Below are 18158 nucleotides of genomic sequence, written 5' to 3' on the forward strand. Positions count from 1 at the left end.
ACGATTATGAAACCATTTAAACTAGAAAACGAACCTAAAATTAATTCAGGATTTACAACGCCCGAAGGTTATTTTGATTCATTTACAGACAAAGTCTTACCCCAGCTTTCTAAAGAAGAACCGAAAGTAATTTCGATTTTCAGTCGAAGAAAAACTTGGTATTATGCAGCGGCTGCCTTGGTTGTGATGTTGTTGTCTGTTCCGATTTATAATAATTTTGCAACGTCGTCAGAAGAAGTTGATGCGGTTGCTTTAGAAGATTATATCAACAATCACACTACGATATCTGATGATGAAATTGCCGATTTATTAGACAAAGAAGATTTGGAAAAAATGAAATTAGAATTGAATCTTGAAGATGAAGCTGTGGAAGATATTCTATTAAACAACACCGATTTAGAACAATACATTATAGACTAAAGATATGAAAATCAACAAAATACTCCTCGCAATTATTATGCTTTTTTCGATAAACACTTTTGCACAAGGCGGTCGTTTATTGAAGGAAAAGAAAGAACAAATTAAGGCTATGAAAGTAGCCTACATCACTAATGAGTTATCATTAACTCCAGATGAAGCGGCAAAATTTTGGCCCTTGTACAATGCTTTTGAAGAAAAGCAACATGAAATCAGAAAACAAAAATTAAAAGGATATTTAGATCGAATTGACGAAGAATCCTTCGACAATTTATCCGAAAAAGAAGCTTCTACCATACTTTCACAAATGGAAAGCACCGAAGAGGAACTGCACCAAGCCAAGAAAAAATTTGTGGCCAGTTTAAAAGGAGTCATTCCTTCAACCAAAATCCTAAAGCTCAAAAAAGCCGAAGAAGGTTTTAATCGAAAACTATTGCAACAATACCGAGATAAAAGACCTAAAAGATAAAACTAAAGAGCGCTAATTGCGCTCTTATTTTTTGAACTCTATTTTGATGATTTGGTTCTTTCCTGCGGCGAAAGCTGTGTCTTCGTCTAAAAATCTTATCGTGTATAAAGTTGGATCAGCTAAGAATTGTTCCCAAGTATTTCCACCATCTGCAGAATATTGTAAACCGCTTGCGCCTACTGAAACGATTCCTTTGCCATTTGACTTTGGCACAAACTGTACGCAGGAAGCATATCCGAAACCGGTATTTTCTCCAATCAAATCCCATGTTTTTCCACCGTCTTTTGTGATGGCTTTGTTTTGAAAATTTTGATTTGGCTTTTCATAATTGCCACCGGCTATAAACCCGATATTTTCATTATAGAAATCGGCGGTAAAAATTCCGGTCATAGCTTCGCCTTGCACTATTGGGGTTTCATATACCTCCCATGATTTACCTTTATCCGAAGAGTGAAATACTCTCGCCTTTTTTCCGCCTGAAACTATCCAAGCGTGATTTTGTTTGAGAACAATATTAGTGTTACTGGCTGCGAAAGCAGCTTCGCCATCTACTACTTTAGGCAAATTTTCACAGGACAATTTATTCCAAGTATTGCCACCGTCACGGGTGATAATTACTGAAAGACAATCTTCCGTTGGATCACCAATCGCAATGCCTTCCTTTGCATTCCAAAATTGCATGCTGTCGTAGAATACTTTTTCGTGTTTTTCCTCATAAACCAAAGATTTACCAATTAAGCCCTTTGAAAACTTATGCAATCTGGCCGGATTTCCTATCGACAACGCGAAAACTTCTTTACCATTGGTGGCTAAACTTCTGTATTCGTAGACCAAAGTATCGCTGACGATTTCCGCATTAATCAAGCTCGCGTCTCTAGGATATAGTACATAACCTACTCTACTTTTATCGCCTGCAAAATAGATTATACCCTCTGCAACTGAAATTGCTCTTATGCTAATTTTATCCTTCAAAATAGTATCAATAATAACCGATTGAAAAGTTTGAGAATTTACTTTGGGAACCAAAAAAAAGAAAATAACTGAGGCTGTTAAGAATAAATTTTTCATAGTAAACAGTGGGATTTGAAGCGAATATACAAATTTTGAACCAGTTAAGAATTAGTTAAAAAATCTTCAAAAATTTCTGTGGCACAGTAATTGGATGTTGGCTATCAAAACTATTCCACTTTAAAATATTTTATTATGAAAGCTAAAGTTATAACATTGTCAGTGCTGTCGTTGTTGAGCATCACTACCCTTTTTGCCCAAGACAGGACTACGGTTTCAGCCTACAATTCTGAAATCAGTGATAACCTTGATTTAAGAGCGGTTGCTTCTATTTTTGGAGATTCCAGAGATTTAGCCGATTTTGAAAGAAGGTTAAATGACCCTAAAATTCAAATTTCTAATTTGGATTTAAACGAAGACAACCAAGTAGATTATTTGCGTGTAATTGAAACTGTAGAAGGCAATGCTCACTTAATTGTTATCCAATCCGTTTTAGGACGCGATACTTTTCAGGACGTTGCAACCATTGAAGTGCAACGTGACCGAGATAATCGTGTTCAAATACAAGTAGTTGGTGACGTTTATATGTATGGACCGAATTATATTTATGAACCGGTTTATTCTTATACCCCAATAATTTATGCTTCTTTTTGGGTTGGTAGTTACAGACCCTATTATTCATCTTGGTATTGGGGATATTACCCAAGTTACTACTACGCTTGGTCACCATGTCCGATATTCCGATATAGAAGTCATATTGGTATCAGCATCAATTTCAACCACCATTACAACTACGTAAACTACAGAAGATGCGAGACAGCATATAACGGTTATTACAGAGGCGGAAGAAGAGGAAATGGTTATGAAGTTCGTTATCCGAATCGTTCATTCCAAGTGAGAAATAGCGGTTATGCAAACCGTCACGAATTAGACAGAAACAGAAATATCAGAACGGTTGGCACGAGAGAATTCGCCAGCAATAGCCCAAGAAATAATAACAATACAGGTATTTCTCCAAGAGTAAACCCATACACTAAAAGTGAGTCTCCTAGAAGTAGTAATACTCAAGCCAATTCACCAAGAGCAAATGGCAATACAAGAGGTGAATCACCAAGAACAGTTACATCAAACGGTAATCCAAGAAGCTATGAATCGCCGAGAGCGGTTAAAACCGAGCAGGTTTCACCAAGAACAAACTCAAATCAAGGCTATGAATCACCAAGAAATGTAGCGCCAAGAAACAATACCCAAAGCTACGAAACCCCGTCAAGAGGTTATGCCAATCAAGGAAATCAATCCCCTCGTGCTGAAGCTCCAAGGGCTAATGCTCCAAGAGAAATGTCGAGCCCAAGAGGCAATTCAGGTGGCCAAAGAGAAGTGTCTGGTCAAAGAGGTAACTCGGGTGGACAAAGAGAAATGTCAAGTCAAAGAGGCAACTCAGGTGGACAAAGAGAAATGTCAAGTCAAAGAGGTAACTCAGGTGGACAAAGAGAAATGTCGAGCCAAAGAGACAACTCACAAAGAAGTGATAATGGCTCAAAAGGAAACAGAAGAGGTTAAGTTTTATATATAGTTTTGTTGTTGGAAAAAGGACATCGCTCAGGCGATGTCTTTTGTTTTTAAAAATAATTGTATAATACATAATCAGATATATCAAAAAAATATAAATTTGCTGTCTTTAACTTTTCATTATGAGTACGCAGCATAGTAGTCTCCATAGCAAATTATCCGTAGGCGGATTATTAGTAGCATTAGGAATAATTTACGGAGATATAGGTACTTCACCGCTCTATGTAATGAAAGCAATACTTGGTGCTCATGCCATTTCCAGAGATCTTGTACTCGGTGGAATTTCTTGTGTCTTCTGGACACTAACCCTACAAACTACCATAAAATACGTAATCATAACCCTTAGTGCCGATAACCATGGTGAAGGTGGGATTTTTGCCCTATTTGCCTTGGTCAAAAGAACCAAAATAAAATGGCTCATTGTTCCGGCAATTATTGGTGGTAGTGCTTTGCTGGCGGACGGTATTATTACGCCGCCCATCTCAGTATCGGCCGCAGTGGAAGGAATCAACACCTTCTACGCTATGGAAACCAGAACCATTCAAATTATTGTAATTTGTATACTATTTATATTGTTTACCATTCAACAATTTGGTTCCAAATTAGTAGGTAAGTTTTTTGCTCCAATGATGCTGATTTGGTTTTCGATGTTGGGTATACTAGGAACATTGCAAATCATGAATGACTTTTCTGTTTTCAGTGCAATAAACCCTTATTACGCCTATGAATTGCTCCAAATTCACCCTGAAGGATTCTTTGTTTTAGGAGCCGTTTTCTTGTGTACTACAGGAGCTGAAGCTTTGTATTCCGATATGGGACATTGTGGCCGAAAAAATATCCGAATCAGTTGGATTTTTGTAAAAACAATGTTGCTTTTAAATTACTTTGGTCAAGGTGCTTATTTAATTGGACATGAAGGGCAAACCCTAAAACAATTAGGAGGAGAAAACGGAAATCCGTTCTACCTAATCATGGCCGATTGGTTCCAACCTATAGGAGTTGTAATAGCTACACTTGCTGCAGTTATTGCTTCCCAAGCCTTAATCAGCGGTTCGTTTACTTTGATCAATGAAGCCATGAGATTGAATTTCTGGCCAAAAGTTAAAATCAAATACCCAACAGAAGTAAAAGGACAATTGTATATTCCTTCTATTAATTGGTTGTTGCTTTTAGGTTGTATAGGTATCGTTTGGTACTTCGAGAAATCGAGCGCGATGGAACATGCCTATGGACTTGCAATTGTACTTTGCATGATTATGACTACCATTTTATTGAACTTTTATTTGATCATGAAAAGAGTTAAATGGTATATCATAGGTGCCATCATAACGGCCTATTTAATTATTGAATTTAGTTTCCTGGCAGCCATTCTACCAAAATTCATCCATGGCGGTTTTGTAACTTTAATCATTGCCTCTGCTTTAATCGGAGTTATGGCCACTTGGTATTTAGCCAAACAAATTAGTAAAAACTATACTAAAATTGTTAAGATTGACGATTACAAAAAAGTGCTTGCCGAATTAAGTGTTGACTTATCAATACCAAAATATGCTACCCACTTAGTGTACATGACCAACTCCAATAGAAGCGATGAAATTGAAGAAAAAGTAATGTACTCAATCCTTCAGAAACGTCCGAAACGCGCCGATTTGTATTGGTTCATCCACGTTAATATCTTAAGCGAACCTTACAAAAAAGAATACCGAGTAACTGAAATCGTAAAGGATGATATTTACAGAATTGATTTTTATTTAGGCTTCCGTGAACCAACTAAAATCAACTTAATGTTCAAACAAGTGATTAAAGAAATGGTAGATCGTGGCGAAGTAGATATTACCAGTAGATATGAATCTTTAAATAAAAACAATATTATCGGAGATTTCAAATTTGTGCTTTCCGAAAAATTCTTGTCCAATGACAGCGATTTAACTTTCTTCGAGAAAATTGTAATGAATACTTACTTCATGATGAAAAAGTGGAGTTTATCCGAAGAAAAAGGATTTGGCTTAGACAGTAGTTCGGTGAAAATTGAACAATTCCCATTGGTACTTCACGCACCCGAAAAAATCGAGATGCGAAGAATTCAAGGAGACAGATCTATTTTATAATTTTTCCTTCCAACGTTTTTTTGCCTTCTTCTGAGATAGTGTAGAAGTAAATTCCTTTGGCCAAACTTGCAGTATTAATAGTTGTAGCATGTATAAATGATTGCTCCAAAATAATTTTGGCAGTGCTGTCATACAGTACAATTTTATACTTTTTATCCATGGCTCCGGTAATAACCACAAAATCATTAACAGGGTTTGGATAAACGCTGATACTGTTCGCTAAAGCCGAAGTATTCGTATCTAAATTATTGCATTGTATACAATTCTTTTGAAAAGTAATCGCGTTATCTGTCGTGATTTGACTATCAAATAAACTGCCCTGACTGCAATTTCCCTTCAGTTGATAATCCAACCAAGGCAAAAGATAGGTGTTGATTTTAGTTTGCTGTACCGCTCTGGAAATGGTGGGTTGTGGCGAACAAGAACTTTCTCCTACGTTGCAAAAGAAATTACTGTTGGACATTTGACAATGACTGCCGCCAATGATATTGATCAAAGTTTTACACGTACTTGACAACCCATTGTACATAGGAATTTGATGTACATTCGGTGGCGTAACACAATCATTCACTCCGGAAAAAACAAGTGCAGGAATGGTCAGCGAAGCAGCCGAACTAATGGCGGACGGATTGGTTTCTGCCGGGGCAAAATTGACTATGGTTTTTATATTACTATTAAGTTGCGCCGCTAAAAACGAAGCACCACCGCCCATGCTATGACCCATAACCGAATTCATAACACTAATTCTATTATAAAAAACAGAAGTGTTATCGCTATTCAAAAGATTCATTTGGTCTATGACAAAAGCCAAGTCTTTTCCAAAATCTAAATGCGAGGGCGATAACGAACCTTCGGTTTTGGGAAAAGCCATGATATAACCATTCGGGACTAAAGCACTCCAAAAATTTTGATACGCATCCCAAGTCATCACAAAACCATGTCCGAAACTCAAAACCGGAAAATCACCGGCTACTGAAGTTAGTGCAACATTATCTCCGGTTACATCCGCCGGATAATAAATTTCTGTAGCAATTACGCGATTCCCTCTAGTTGCATCGGTAAAATTAATTGTCGTATGTCCCACTTGAAAAGGTTGGGCAAACGCAGCAAAACCGGCTGTAAAAATCAAAAAAACAAAACACCATAACTTAATATCTCTCATTTCAAGGAGTTTAATTAATTCAAATATAGGGAAATCTATTTCTCAACTGTTTTTAGCTTGTTAATTTTAAGCTTGGATAACAAAAAAGGAATATCTTTGCACGCTTATTTTTTTTACAACATGCGATTACATCGAAATTTAGTTTATACCACCATTGACTCTTTAAACGCCATTTTCAACGAAGGCGAATATGCCGATAAAATGGTAGCTCGTGCCTTAAAAAAGGACAAACGTTGGGGAAGTTCCGACCGTAAATTTGTGGCCGAAACCATCTACGAAATTGTCCGTTGGAAAAGACTTTACATGGAAATTGCTGATGTAAAAGAACCTTTAGACCGTGACCAATTGTGGCGAATTTTTGCCGTTTGGGCAGTCCTTCGCGGTTACCCGATTCCCGATTGGCGCCAATTGGAAGGCACACCGGAACGTAAAATCAAAGGGCGTTTTGACGAATTGTCCAAAATCAGAAAAATGCGCGAGTCTATTCCGGATTGGATGGATGAATTGGGCGTAAAAGAATTAGGCGAAGAGATTTGGACCAAAGAAATTGCGGCCCAAAACAAACAAGCCCAAGTGATTCTGAGAGTTAATACGCTAAAAACTACCAAAGAAAAACTGCGCGCCATTTTAATGGATTTAAATATCGAAACCGAGTTTTTAAAAGACCAACCCGATGCTTTAGTCCTAAAAGAAAGAGCCAATGTATTCTTAACCGATGCTTTCAAAGAAGGTTTCTTTGAAGTACAAGATGCTTCCTCTCAATTGGTAGCCGCTTTTCTCGATGTGCAACCCGGAATGAGAGTCGTTGATACTTGCGCAGGTGCCGGTGGAAAAACTTTACACATGGCTTCACTTATGCAAAACAAAGGGCAATTAATCGCCATGGATTTGTATGAAAGCAAACTCAAACAATTAAAATTAAGAGCCAAAAGAAACGGCGCTTTCAATATAGAATACCGCATTATCGACTCAACGAAAGTTATCAAAAAGCTTCACGAAAAAGCCGACAGAGTCTTAATTGATGCACCTTGTAGCGGATTAGGCGTTTTAAAAAGAAACCCCGACGCCAAGTGGAAACTGCAACCTGAATTCATCGATAACATCAGAAAAGTACAAGCCGAAGTTTTAGAGAATTATTCTAAAATCGTAAAGCCCGGAGGGAAATTGGTTTACGCCACTTGCTCGGTCTTACCTTCTGAAAATCAGGAACAAGTTAAGCGTTTCTTAACCACCGAAATCGGTAAATCATTTACCTTTGTACATGACACCAAAATCTTAGCCCAAGACACCGGATTCGATGGTTTCTACATGGCTTTACTAGAACGAAAAAAAGAAGAATAAACAAATGAAGAAAATCTTTACCCTTTTATTATTAAGTAGTGCTTTATGTGGCTTTGCCCAAATACCAACCGGATATTACAATACGGCAACCGGAACCGGTTACACCTTAAAAACACAACTTTTTAACATCATAAACGATCACAACGACCGTGGTTATGCGGGTTTATACGTTACTTATGCCGTTTCTGATATCGATAGTTATTACGAGAACAATGGTTCTATGCTCGATATGTATACCGAAAATCCAACCGGAGCCGAATGTGAATTCATCTACGGTGGCGGTTTACAAGACGACGGAACTCTAGGCAATAATGAATGTGAAAGATACAACCGTGAACACATCATTCCGCAATCTGTCTTTGGTTCTTCAACGCCTATGTATTCTGATGCGCATTTTGTTGTGCCTTCTGATAAATATGTAAATGCCCAAAGAGGCGATTTGCCTTTTAGCAAAGTGAATGTAGCCAATAATACTTATAGCAATGGCGGTAAAAGAGGTTCCAACTTAAATTCAGGTTATTCTGCAGGTTACAACGGAACTGTTTTTGAACCTATTGACGAGTTCAAAGGTGACATCGCTCGTATGCTTTTGTATTTTGCCACCCGTTATGAAGACCAAGTAGCAAGCTGGAGCTTTACTATGTTTAACGGAACAAGCACTCAGGTTTTTACCAACCAATCGCTTAACGTATTACTAACCTGGAACGCTCTAGATCCGGTAAGTCAAAGAGAAATCGACCGTAATAATGCCATTTATGCCCGTCAAAACAACCGAAATCCATACATTGACAATAACAATTATGTGACGCAAGTTTGGGGTTTACCACTGGCAACTAACACTTTTGAAGATTTAAATGCCGTAGTAGTATACCCAAATCCAACTATTGATGTAATCAACATTGAGTCTGCAACTTCATTGGATGCCATCGAAATTACTACCATAAACGGACAAGTATTGCAACAAATTAAAAACCCGGTAATGAGCCATAATACCTATACAATCAGCAATTTACCGAAAGGTTTTTACTTCTTAAAAATAGCTTCAGGTTCGGATGCGGTAACCAAAAAAGTTTTGGTAAACTAAATTCACCACTAAATCATAACGAGAAACGCTGTTGAAATTCAACGGCGTTTTTTGGTTACACTCTTTAATAAATTGTTATTTTCAACGGATAAAAGTGCAGAAAACATTGATTTTCTTTGAACTTTAACGCTTCTTTACTATCTTTCGCCCTCTTAATGTGTAACCCTTAAAACATTTATATAATGTTAGAAGAAAAGAATGATAACCTGCAAGATGCAGATGGAAATGTAGTTAACGAATCATTGGAAACGACCACTACTGAAAACGAACAAGTTACAGCCGATGTTGAAGCTGAAGTTGAAGCCTTGGCAGAAGCTGAAGTTGAAGAAACTGTAGAAGCGGAAGAGCCTATTGCTGTTGCAACAGAAACTGAAGTTGAAGAGACTGTAGAAGTGGTTTCAGAACCGGAAGCAGCTATTGAAGAACCAGTAGAAGTTGCGGAATTAACCGAAGCACTGACAGAAGACGAAATTGAAGTAGCCGCTGAAAAAGAAGCACTTGTGGAAGAAACCGTTGAAGTGGTTTCAGAACCTGAAGCGGTTGTTGCTGAAGTAGCTGAAGAATCTCCGGTTGCAGAAGAAGTCGAAGAAACTGCGGTAGAATTGACTCCCGAAGAAGTAGCCGATGATACACCGGTTATAGAGACAGCAAGCGATGTGGCCATGAACGCCATTCAGGAAGTGAACGCGGAAGAAGGAGAAGATGAATCGTTAAAAGAACGTCACGATATTCCAATGTTAGATTACGAAACTTTATCCATGGAGCAATTGGTGGATGAGTTAGGTGATTTAGTCGTGGTAGAAAAAGTGATGTCAGTGAAAGACCATGTCGAAGAATTGAAAAAAGCTTTCTTGTCAAAATACTATCATTTTATTGACGAAAAGAAAGACGAATTCCACGCTGAAAATCCTGATACTACAGAAGATTTCCATTATCATTTTCCACTTAAAGTAAAATTTGACCAATTATATACGCAATACCGCGAAAAGAAAAATACGCACTTCAAAAGCCTACAAAACAGTCTGAAAACCAATTTAGACAATCGTTTGGCCATCGTTGAAGAGTTAAAACAATTGATCAATACCCAAGAAAGCATCTCCTCTTCGTTGAAACATTTTAACGAAATCAGAGAGCGTTGGAAAACGGCAGGCCCAATTCCAAAAGACAAATACAACCACGTTTGGAACAATTACCATTTCCACGTAGAAAACTTCTATGACTTTTTACACTTAGACAGAGAAGCGCGTGATTTGGATTTCAAACACAATTTAGAACTAAAACTAAAAATCATAGCACGTGTAGAAGAATTGACTCAAGAGGAAGACATCAACAAAGCTTTCCGCGAATTACAAGACTTACACCGCATTTGGAAAGAAGATATCGGTCCGGTTTCTCGTGACCAACGTGAGGAAATTTGGAACAAATTCAGTGAATTGACCAAACAAATGCACGACAAACGCGAAGGTTTATACGAACAATTGCGCGAAGTAGAAACGGCCAATTTAGCCAAGAAAAAAGACATCATTGCTCAGATTGAAGTGTTGGCGCAAGAAAAAGTAAACGCACATTCCGCTTGGTTAGGCCAAATTGAAAAAGTAGAAGCCTTGAGAAATCAATTCTTCGCTGCCGGAAAAGTACCTTCTGAAGTCAATGAAGATACTTGGACAGCCTTTAAAAACGCCGTGAGAAGTTTCAACGTCTTGAAAAACTCTTTCTACAAAGACATTAAAAAAGACCAAAACGATAACCTTTCTAAAAAACAAGCGTTGGTGGCCAAAGCCAATGAGTTAAAAGAAAGCACCGATTATGCGACCACGACGCCTTTAATGAAACAAATTCAGGAAGAGTGGAAAACCATTGGTCATGTACCAAGAAAATTCTCAGACAAACTTTGGGCCGATTTCAGAGCCGCTTGTAACGAGTATTTCGAGAAATTGAAAGAGCAAAAAACAGAAGTGAATGTAGAAGAAGTAGAAGCTTTTGAAAAGAAAAAAGAATACTTAGAAACGTTGAGAGCTTTTGAATTGGTTGGTGAACACAAAACCGACTTAGATGCCATCAAAGCCCACATCGAAACTTGGAAAAGCTATGGCAAAGTGCCATTCGCGCGTCGTCATATTGAAGGGAAATTCAATAAAATCTTGGATGCTTTATTCGAAAAATTAAGCTTAAGCAAAAAAGACAACGAAATGGCGCGTTATGCCAATAAGTTAGACCATTTGGCGAGTTCAGATACCCGTAAATTAGACAACGAAAAAGTATTTGTGATGCGCAAAATTGACGAAGTACAAGGAGAAATTTTCCAATTGGAGAACAACATCCAATTTTTCGCCAAAGCCAAAGCGGATAACCCGATGGTGAAAGAAGTAAAGAAAAACATCGAATTCAAAAAAGAAGAGTTGGCCACGTTGAAAGACAAGCTGAAACAACTCAGAAGTATAAAAACGGAATAACAAAAAAAGCCTCGATTAATTCGAGGCTTTTTTTATTGCTGTATTTTAGAAGCTAGGAGATAAATCACCGCCATTCGTATCGCCACGCCATTCTCGACTTGGTCTAGTATAACCGATTGTTGAGAATCCGCCACATCCGAAGTGATTTCGACACCGCGATTGATGGGTCCGGGATGCATGATGATGATTTCTTTGTTGAGGGAATCCAATAACGCTTTGTCTACTCCATATTGTTGGGCGTATTCTCTGGTCGATGGGAAATAATTCACATCCATGCGTTCGTTTTGCACGCGAAGCATATTGGCCACATCGCACCATTCAAGCGCTTTTCTTAAATTCGGTTCTACCGTTACCCCAAGACTTTCGATGTATTTTGGGATTAGTGTTTTTGGTCCGCACACTTTGACTTCCGCACCTTGCATTTGCAAAGCGTAGATGTTAGACAAAGCCACTCTCGAGTGCAAAATATCGCCTACGATTACGACCTTCTTGCCTCCTACTTCGCCCAGTCTTTCTCTGATAGAATAACTGTCGAGTAAACCTTGCGTTGGGTGTTCGTGCGCACCGTCTCCGGCGTTGATAATGCTGGCTTTAACATTCTGTGACAAGAAGTAAGCCGCACCCGGATTGGCATGACGCATCACCACCATATCCACTTTCATCGATAAGATATTGTTTACGGTATCAATTAGCGTTTCGCCTTTTTTCACCGAAGATTGCGCTGCCGAGAAACTAATCACGTCTGCAGACAGTCTTTTTTGCGCCAATTCAAAAGAGAGTTTCGTACGCGTACTGTTCTCAAAAAAAATATTGGCAATGGTAATGTCGCGCAACGAAGGCACTTTCTTAATCGGGCGGTTAATCACTTCTTTGAAATGATCGGCCGTCTCAAAAATCAAATCGATGTCTTGCTTTTGCAGGTATTTAATCCCTAGTAAATGGTTGACTGACAGTTCGGACATTTTTGTTGTATGTTCTAAGTTGTATGTTGTATGTTGTTGTCTCTGCTAAACTTCGTGTTTCGTACTTCCCACTTCGTACTTCCCACTTTATACCAAATAAACCGCATCTTCCCCATCCTTTTCCTTCCAAGACACGATTACTTTTTCATCATTAATGGCATCTACCTGACGACCTCGGTAATCGGGTTGTATCGGCAAATGGCGGCTGAATCTTCTATCAATGAGTACCAAAAGTTCTACTTCTGATGGTCTTCCGAAGGATTGCACAGCAGTTAATGCCGCGTTGATACTTCTTCCGGTGAATAGCACATCGTCAATAAAAACTACTTTTTTGTCTTCTACCAAAAAATCGATTTGGGTCTTGTTGGCTTCCAATTGCTTTTCGCCCCGACGGAAATCATCGCGGAAAAAAGTGATGTCTAAGAACCCTAACTTTACGTCTTTAATTTGGTAATCATTTTCCAACAAAGCCTTTACACGATTGGCCAAATAAGTGCCTCGCGGTTGTATGCCTATTAAAACGGTATTGGAAAAATCGTGGTGGTTTTCGATTAACTGACAAGCCAAACGATGGAGTATGATATTGACTTCTTTGGAAGTGAGCAATACTTTTTGACTCATGGTAGTGTTGTTTGGGTGGTAAAAGTAGGTATTTTTTTTAAGCAAGGCAAATTTGTTTGAAGTGGACAGTGTTCAGTGATCAGTGGTCAGTGATCAGTGGTCAGTGGTCAGTGCATTTCTGTGTAACACCATTGTGCATACTTTTTCACTTTGATAATCATGCACACGAAATGAGTGCATACTTTTCAGTTTCGACAAACATGCACTCAAAATGGTTGCATACTTTTTTGTTTTGAAAATTATGCACTCAAATTGGTTGCATACTTTTTAGTTTTGAAAATTATGCACTCAAATTGGTTGCATACTTTTTAGTTTTGAAAATTATGCACTCAAAATGGTTGCATACTTTTTCGTTTTGAAAATTATGCACAATGAAATTTAGGCTACTTTTCAGTTATTTTGGTTTCAAACCTTAGAACCTTAGTCCCTTAGCTTCTTAGCACCTATTTTCAAACAACTTAAAACACGCATACATTAAAATAATTCTTATCTTTATTCCTCCCTAACCATTTAACTACTAAAGCTATTGATAACATTTATATAGATGTTGTAATGGCTGTGGCTTAAGCAACCCTTCATAGACACAGTTTTACTATTAACTTTAAACCTTAAGTTATGAAAAAACTATTTCTACTTTCTATTGTTATGATGGTTTGTTGTACAATGAGCGCCCAAAACAAATTGTTTGTCAGAGTCTTTGACCTTGATGGCAAAAAAATAAACAAAGGTTTTATTCTCGCGGTCAATGATACTATACTGCGTCTCGAAAAAAACAAAGTCTTCGTTGACATTCCGGTAAAAACAATTGGTGTCATTAAAACCAAGCGCTCTGTGGGCAACAACGTCTTAATTGGTACCCTAACCGGAAGTGTTATCGTGGGCGGATTGCTAGCGGCTACTGCTGAACCTGATAGTTGGGTTTTTGGTTACACCCCTGCTGAAGGTGCATTAATTGGCATCTTTGTTGGCGCTCCGGCAGGTGCTTTCGTTGGGGCTATAACAGCTGCCTTTAAGAATCCTAAAACTTTTATTATTGATGGCGATTTAGAAAAATGGAAAGCCTTTTTGACGCATTTTTCGGAAAAGAAAAGTGCCGAAGAAAAGTAGCCGCGAAACAGCCAAATCTTCTGCCCGATTCTTACAAAAAAACAGCTCCGTTACACCCTCTAAAAAACTGAGCCTGATGAACCGTCAAAATCATCAGGACGAATTGATCAACTGAGCCTGATGAATTGGACAAATCTCCCTGATGAATTGATCAACTCATCAGGTACTTTCTGAGGCCTTGTATTTACTGGGGCTCCCGAGGGTCAAAATGGACTTTTGAGGTAAATAGCGATAGGTTAAATTTGTAAGAATCGATAAAATCCATTTGGGTTGACTAATGAACTGAAATTTACACCGATAAACGGATTTTTTACTTAAAAAAGAACTCCATTGAACGAGATTATTTATATTTAAGGAATCAAGTTTTAGAAACTAATTTATCAAACGCAACTGCCATGAGCGACAACCGAAATTCTCCTATCGAAATCAGTCAAGACGAGTTTAAAGCCATTGGATACCAATTGGTAGATACCATTGCGCAATTTATTACTACTATTGCCGAAAAACCGGTTACCACAGGCGAAACACCCAAGCAAATACTACAACTGTTAGGGAACGATTCTCTGCCCGAAAACGGAGCAAGTGCTTCTGAAATCATGACGAGGTCTTCCGATTTATTGCTCAACCATTCGTTATTTAACGGTCATCCGAAGTTTTTTGGTTACATCACTTCCTCGCCCACGCCTATTGGGGCGCTTGCCGACTTCTTAGCAGCAACGGTGAATCCGAATATTGGGGCGAATATCTTAAGTCCGATGGCGACGGCTATTGAAAAACAAACGGTAAAATGGCTAACCGAATTTATCGGTGCGGCACCTACTTGTGGCGGACTATTAGTCAGCGGCGGGAATATGGCGAACTTCACGGCTTTCTTGGCGGCAAGAACTGCCAAAGCACCAAAGAATTTAAAAGAAGAAGGTTTGTCGAATAGCCAAATGGTTTTTTATTGTTCCAAAGCGACGCACACTTGGATAGAAAAAGCCGCGGTGCTTTTTGGGCACGGTACCAATGCAATTCGCTGGATTGAAACCGATGCCGATAATAAAATGAATACTGACGTACTCCGTCAAACCATAGCTACCGATTTGCAAAACGGCCAAAAACCTTTCCTGGTAATTGGCAATGCAGGCGATGTCAGCACCGGTGTGGTGGATGATTTGGCTACACTGGCTGCCATTTGCAAAGATCATGATTTGTGGTTCCACATTGATGGTGCTTATGGTGTTCCGGCTGCGGTTTTACCGGAATGCAAGAGCATGTTCAAAGGCATAGCCGAAGCCGACTCTATTGCGCTTGACCCGCACAAATGGTTGTATGCGCCTTTGGAAGCCGGTTGCACTTTGGTCAAAAACCCACAACATTTGATTGACACTTACAGTTCGCATCCAGTGTATTATAACTTTGGGAACCATGAGGACGAACCGGCGACCAATTTCTACGAATTCGGCTTCCAAAACTCTAGAGGTTTCCGTGCTTTGAAAGTCTGGATGGCGTTGCAACAAGTGGGTAAAAAAGGTTATGTGGAAATGATTGCGCAAGACATCGCGCTCTCCGAATTGTTATTTGCCTTAGCGAAAGCACATCCCGAATTGGAAGCCGTAACCCAAAACTTAAGCATCACCACCTTGCGCTATGTGCCACAAAGCGAAGCAAGCGAAGACTATTTAAACCAACTCAACCAAACCTTATTAAACCAACTCCAAGAAGGCGGCGAAGTGTTTTTATCCAATGCCGTTGTGGCCGATAAATACTGTTTAAGAGCTTGTATCGTCAATTTCCGAACTTCGGAAAAAGACATACAGGAAGTGGTGGAGATTATAGTGCGAGAAGGGCGAAAAGTGCATGAAATGAGTATAAATACTAAGTAATGCAGGAAAAAATTCATTTACCATAATTTTTATACATTTACTAACCAACACTCAAAAATCATCAATCATGAAACTAAAAATCACTATCGCACTACTTTTAATCGTCCAGTTAACCTTCGGGCAAGACCGAGTTAAAAGAATGGACAGTTTGCTCAACGCCCTATATGCCCAACAAAAAATCAACGGTAATTTTCTCGTGGCGGAACAAGGCAAGGTGATTTACAAAAAATCTTTTGGCTTAGCCAATGAAGAGACTAAAGAGCCGCTCAACGAAAACTCTATTTTTGAATTGGCCTCTGTTTCCAAACAGTTTACCGCCATGGCCATTGCCATACTGCAAGAAAAAGGCAAGCTGAACCTTAACGATAAAATGTCGAAATACATTCCCGAATTGGCTTATTATGACAATATCACCATAAAAAACTTAGTGCACCACACCAGCGGACTTCCCGACTATATGGACTTGATGGAAACCCGATTTGACAAAAGTAAAATCGCAACCAATAAAGATATTGTTAAAATCTTTGCCAAAGAACAACCTAAACTAGTATTTGACACCAATACCAAATGGGAATACAGCAACACCGGTTACGCCTTGTTGGCGACCATCATTGAAAAAGCTTCCGGGATGTCTTATGGGGACTATTTGCAAATAGCCATTTTCACCCCTTTAAAAATGACCAACACTTTTGTGTACACCCGAAGATATGCACCCAAAAAAGTAAGCAACTATGCCTACGGTTATGTATACTCGGATGATTTAAAAAAGCATGTCCTTCCGGATGATTTGGCCGAAACCAAAATGGTGGTTTGGATGGATGGGATTGTTGGAGACGGAACCGTGAACTCCACCGCAAATGATTTGTTAGTATGGGATCGTGCTTTGTATACCAACCAACTGTTGTCTAAAAGCGGCATGGAACAAGTGTTCACGGCGGGTACTTTGGCCGACGGCTCTGCCACGAAATACGGATTCGGTTGGATGTTAGATAACCATCCCGATTATGGCAAGATGGCAAGCCACAGCGGCGGTTGGCCGGGCTATAAAACCTATATCGACCGTCACCTCGACAATGACAAAACCATCATCATTTTGAGCAATCATGACAAAGTAGCCATTCCTATTAATTCCTTAAGAAGTATTTTGTACAACAAGCCGTTGCCGACCAAAAAGGAAAGAAAAGAAATTACCTTAACCAACGAGCAACTACAAAAATTCATTGGCGTATACGAAATACAACCGGGATTTGAAATCACCATCTCCACCGACAAAGACCAACTATTCGCGCAATTAACCGGACAACAAGCGCTTCCGATTTTTGCCGAAAACGAAACCCAGTTTTTCCTAAAAGTAGTCGACGCCCAAATTCACTTCGTACCCAACGAAACGGGCGCCATAAACGGTTTGGTTTTATTGCAAAATGGTAATAAGATTGAAGGCAAACGGATTAAATAAGAGTTTAGAAAATTAGTCGTAAACCCTTTGAGGCTTGGTTAAGTGTGACTTTACACGCTATGTAACAATTTTTTATGTAACAATTTATACTGTTACACCTTTTCTTGTTACAGGCTACTCTTTTCCCTATTGCCTTATCAACTCAGCGGAGTGCCTTGTTAAGCAACACCTGACAGGTTTTAGAAACCTGTCAGGTGTAAACCAACTCCCTACTCCTTACTCATTTCCGCGATTCCTTTACCTCTTTCCGCCTTTCCCTTACTCCTTTCCGCCACTTCTTTGGTTCTTTCCGCCGTTCCTTTACCTCTTTCCGCCACTTCTTTACTCCTTTCCGCCGTTCCTTTACCTCTTTCCGCCACCTTCTTACTCCTTTCCGCCGCCTTCTTGACTCTTTCCGCGTCCTTCTTGACCCTTTCCGCCACCTTCTTGACTGTTTCCGCCGGCGGAAAGCCTTATCAACTCAGCGGAATGCCTTGTTAAGCAACACCTGACAGGTTTCTAAAACCTGTCAGGTGTAAAACTCCCTACTCCAA

15 protein-coding genes are annotated in these 18158 nt (G+C 39.2%); 10 read left to right on the plus strand and 5 right to left on the minus strand.

Annotation, left to right across the window (positions count from 1 at the left end; translation table 11 throughout):
- Nucleotides 1-6 precede the first annotated feature (6 nt).
- On the plus strand, nt 7-420 hold the full coding sequence (locus ACK4HO_RS11225) for a hypothetical protein (protein ID WP_409665853.1): 414 nt from the start codon (nt 7-9) through the stop codon (nt 418-420).
- A 4-nt stretch (nt 421-424) separates the two neighbouring features.
- Entirely contained in the window at nt 425-886 is a 462-nt protein-coding gene (locus ACK4HO_RS11230) for a sensor of ECF-type sigma factor (protein ID WP_409665855.1), read from the plus strand.
- Nucleotides 887-910: 24 nt separating this feature from the next.
- Here ACK4HO_RS11230 and ACK4HO_RS11235 read toward each other — a convergent pair whose 3' ends face one another.
- Nucleotides 911-1954 carry an oxidoreductase gene (locus tag ACK4HO_RS11235; RefSeq protein WP_409665856.1) on the minus strand — a complete coding sequence of 348 codons (1044 nt, stop codon included), beginning with the start codon at nt 1952-1954 and terminating at the stop codon, nt 911-913.
- 135 nt (nt 1955-2089) lie between these two features.
- Here ACK4HO_RS11235 and ACK4HO_RS11240 point away from each other — a divergent pair, with 135 nt between their 5' ends.
- A complete protein-coding gene (locus ACK4HO_RS11240) occupies nt 2090-3454 on the plus strand; it encodes a hypothetical protein (RefSeq protein WP_409665857.1) in 1365 nt (454 codons plus the stop codon).
- A 131-nt stretch (nt 3455-3585) separates the two neighbouring features.
- Nucleotides 3586-5571, plus strand: coding sequence for a KUP/HAK/KT family potassium transporter (locus tag ACK4HO_RS11245; RefSeq protein WP_409665858.1), 1986 nt, complete (start codon nt 3586-3588; stop codon nt 5569-5571).
- On the opposite strand, the gene ACK4HO_RS11250 is transcribed toward ACK4HO_RS11245, so the two are convergent.
- A complete protein-coding gene (locus ACK4HO_RS11250) occupies nt 5561-6733 on the minus strand; it encodes a T9SS type A sorting domain-containing protein (protein WP_409665860.1) in 1173 nt (390 codons plus the stop codon). The two genes, ACK4HO_RS11245 and ACK4HO_RS11250, sit on opposite strands and share 11 nt — an antisense overlap.
- A 120-nt stretch (nt 6734-6853) precedes the next feature.
- Here ACK4HO_RS11250 and ACK4HO_RS11255 point away from each other — a divergent pair, with 120 nt between their 5' ends.
- From ACK4HO_RS11255 to ACK4HO_RS11265, 3 genes are all read left to right on the plus strand, one after another.
- Nucleotides 6854-8074 (plus strand): RsmB/NOP family class I SAM-dependent RNA methyltransferase, encoded by a 1221-nt coding sequence (locus ACK4HO_RS11255; RefSeq protein ID WP_409665861.1) that lies wholly within the window; start codon nt 6854-6856, stop codon nt 8072-8074.
- 4 nt (nt 8075-8078) lie between these two features.
- Nucleotides 8079-9158 carry an endonuclease gene (locus tag ACK4HO_RS11260; protein ID WP_409665863.1) on the plus strand — a complete coding sequence of 360 codons (1080 nt, stop codon included), beginning with the start codon at nt 8079-8081 and terminating at the stop codon, nt 9156-9158.
- Between the two features lie 182 nt (nt 9159-9340).
- Complete coding sequence (locus tag ACK4HO_RS11265; protein WP_409665865.1) at nt 9341-11611, plus strand: DUF349 domain-containing protein; 2271 nt, start codon at nt 9341-9343, stop codon at nt 11609-11611.
- Between the two features lie 32 nt (nt 11612-11643).
- On the opposite strand, the gene ACK4HO_RS11270 is transcribed toward ACK4HO_RS11265, so the two are convergent.
- Nucleotides 11644-12573: an aspartate carbamoyltransferase catalytic subunit gene (locus tag ACK4HO_RS11270; protein WP_409665867.1), complete on the minus strand. Its 930-nt coding sequence runs from the start codon at nt 12571-12573 to the stop codon at nt 11644-11646.
- 87 nt (nt 12574-12660) lie between these two features.
- On the minus strand, nt 12661-13194 hold the full coding sequence (pyrR, locus tag ACK4HO_RS11275) for a bifunctional pyr operon transcriptional regulator/uracil phosphoribosyltransferase PyrR (RefSeq protein ID WP_409665869.1): 534 nt from the start codon (nt 13192-13194) through the stop codon (nt 12661-12663).
- Between the two features lie 615 nt (nt 13195-13809).
- Here pyrR and ACK4HO_RS11280 point away from each other — a divergent pair.
- From ACK4HO_RS11280 to ACK4HO_RS11290, 3 genes are all read left to right on the plus strand, one after another.
- Nucleotides 13810-14301 carry a hypothetical protein gene (locus tag ACK4HO_RS11280; protein WP_409665871.1) on the plus strand — a complete coding sequence of 164 codons (492 nt, stop codon included), beginning with the start codon at nt 13810-13812 and terminating at the stop codon, nt 14299-14301.
- 395 nt (nt 14302-14696) lie between these two features.
- Nucleotides 14697-16169, plus strand: coding sequence for a pyridoxal phosphate-dependent decarboxylase family protein (locus ACK4HO_RS11285; RefSeq protein ID WP_409665873.1), 1473 nt, complete (start codon nt 14697-14699; stop codon nt 16167-16169).
- A gap of 67 nt (nt 16170-16236) precedes the next feature.
- Nucleotides 16237-17625 carry a serine hydrolase gene (locus ACK4HO_RS11290; RefSeq protein WP_409665874.1) on the plus strand — a complete coding sequence of 463 codons (1389 nt, stop codon included), beginning with the start codon at nt 16237-16239 and terminating at the stop codon, nt 17623-17625.
- Between the two features lie 209 nt (nt 17626-17834).
- Here the strand turns inward: ACK4HO_RS11290 and ACK4HO_RS11295 are convergent, their stop codons facing one another.
- A complete protein-coding gene (locus ACK4HO_RS11295) occupies nt 17835-17984 on the minus strand; it encodes a hypothetical protein (protein WP_409665876.1) in 150 nt (49 codons plus the stop codon).
- Nucleotides 17985-18158: the final 174 nt, after the last annotated feature.

The sequence above is a fragment of the Flavobacterium sp. genome (assembly GCF_046296355.1).
In the GTDB taxonomy this organism is placed as follows: Bacteria; Bacteroidota; Bacteroidia; order Flavobacteriales; family Flavobacteriaceae; genus Flavobacterium.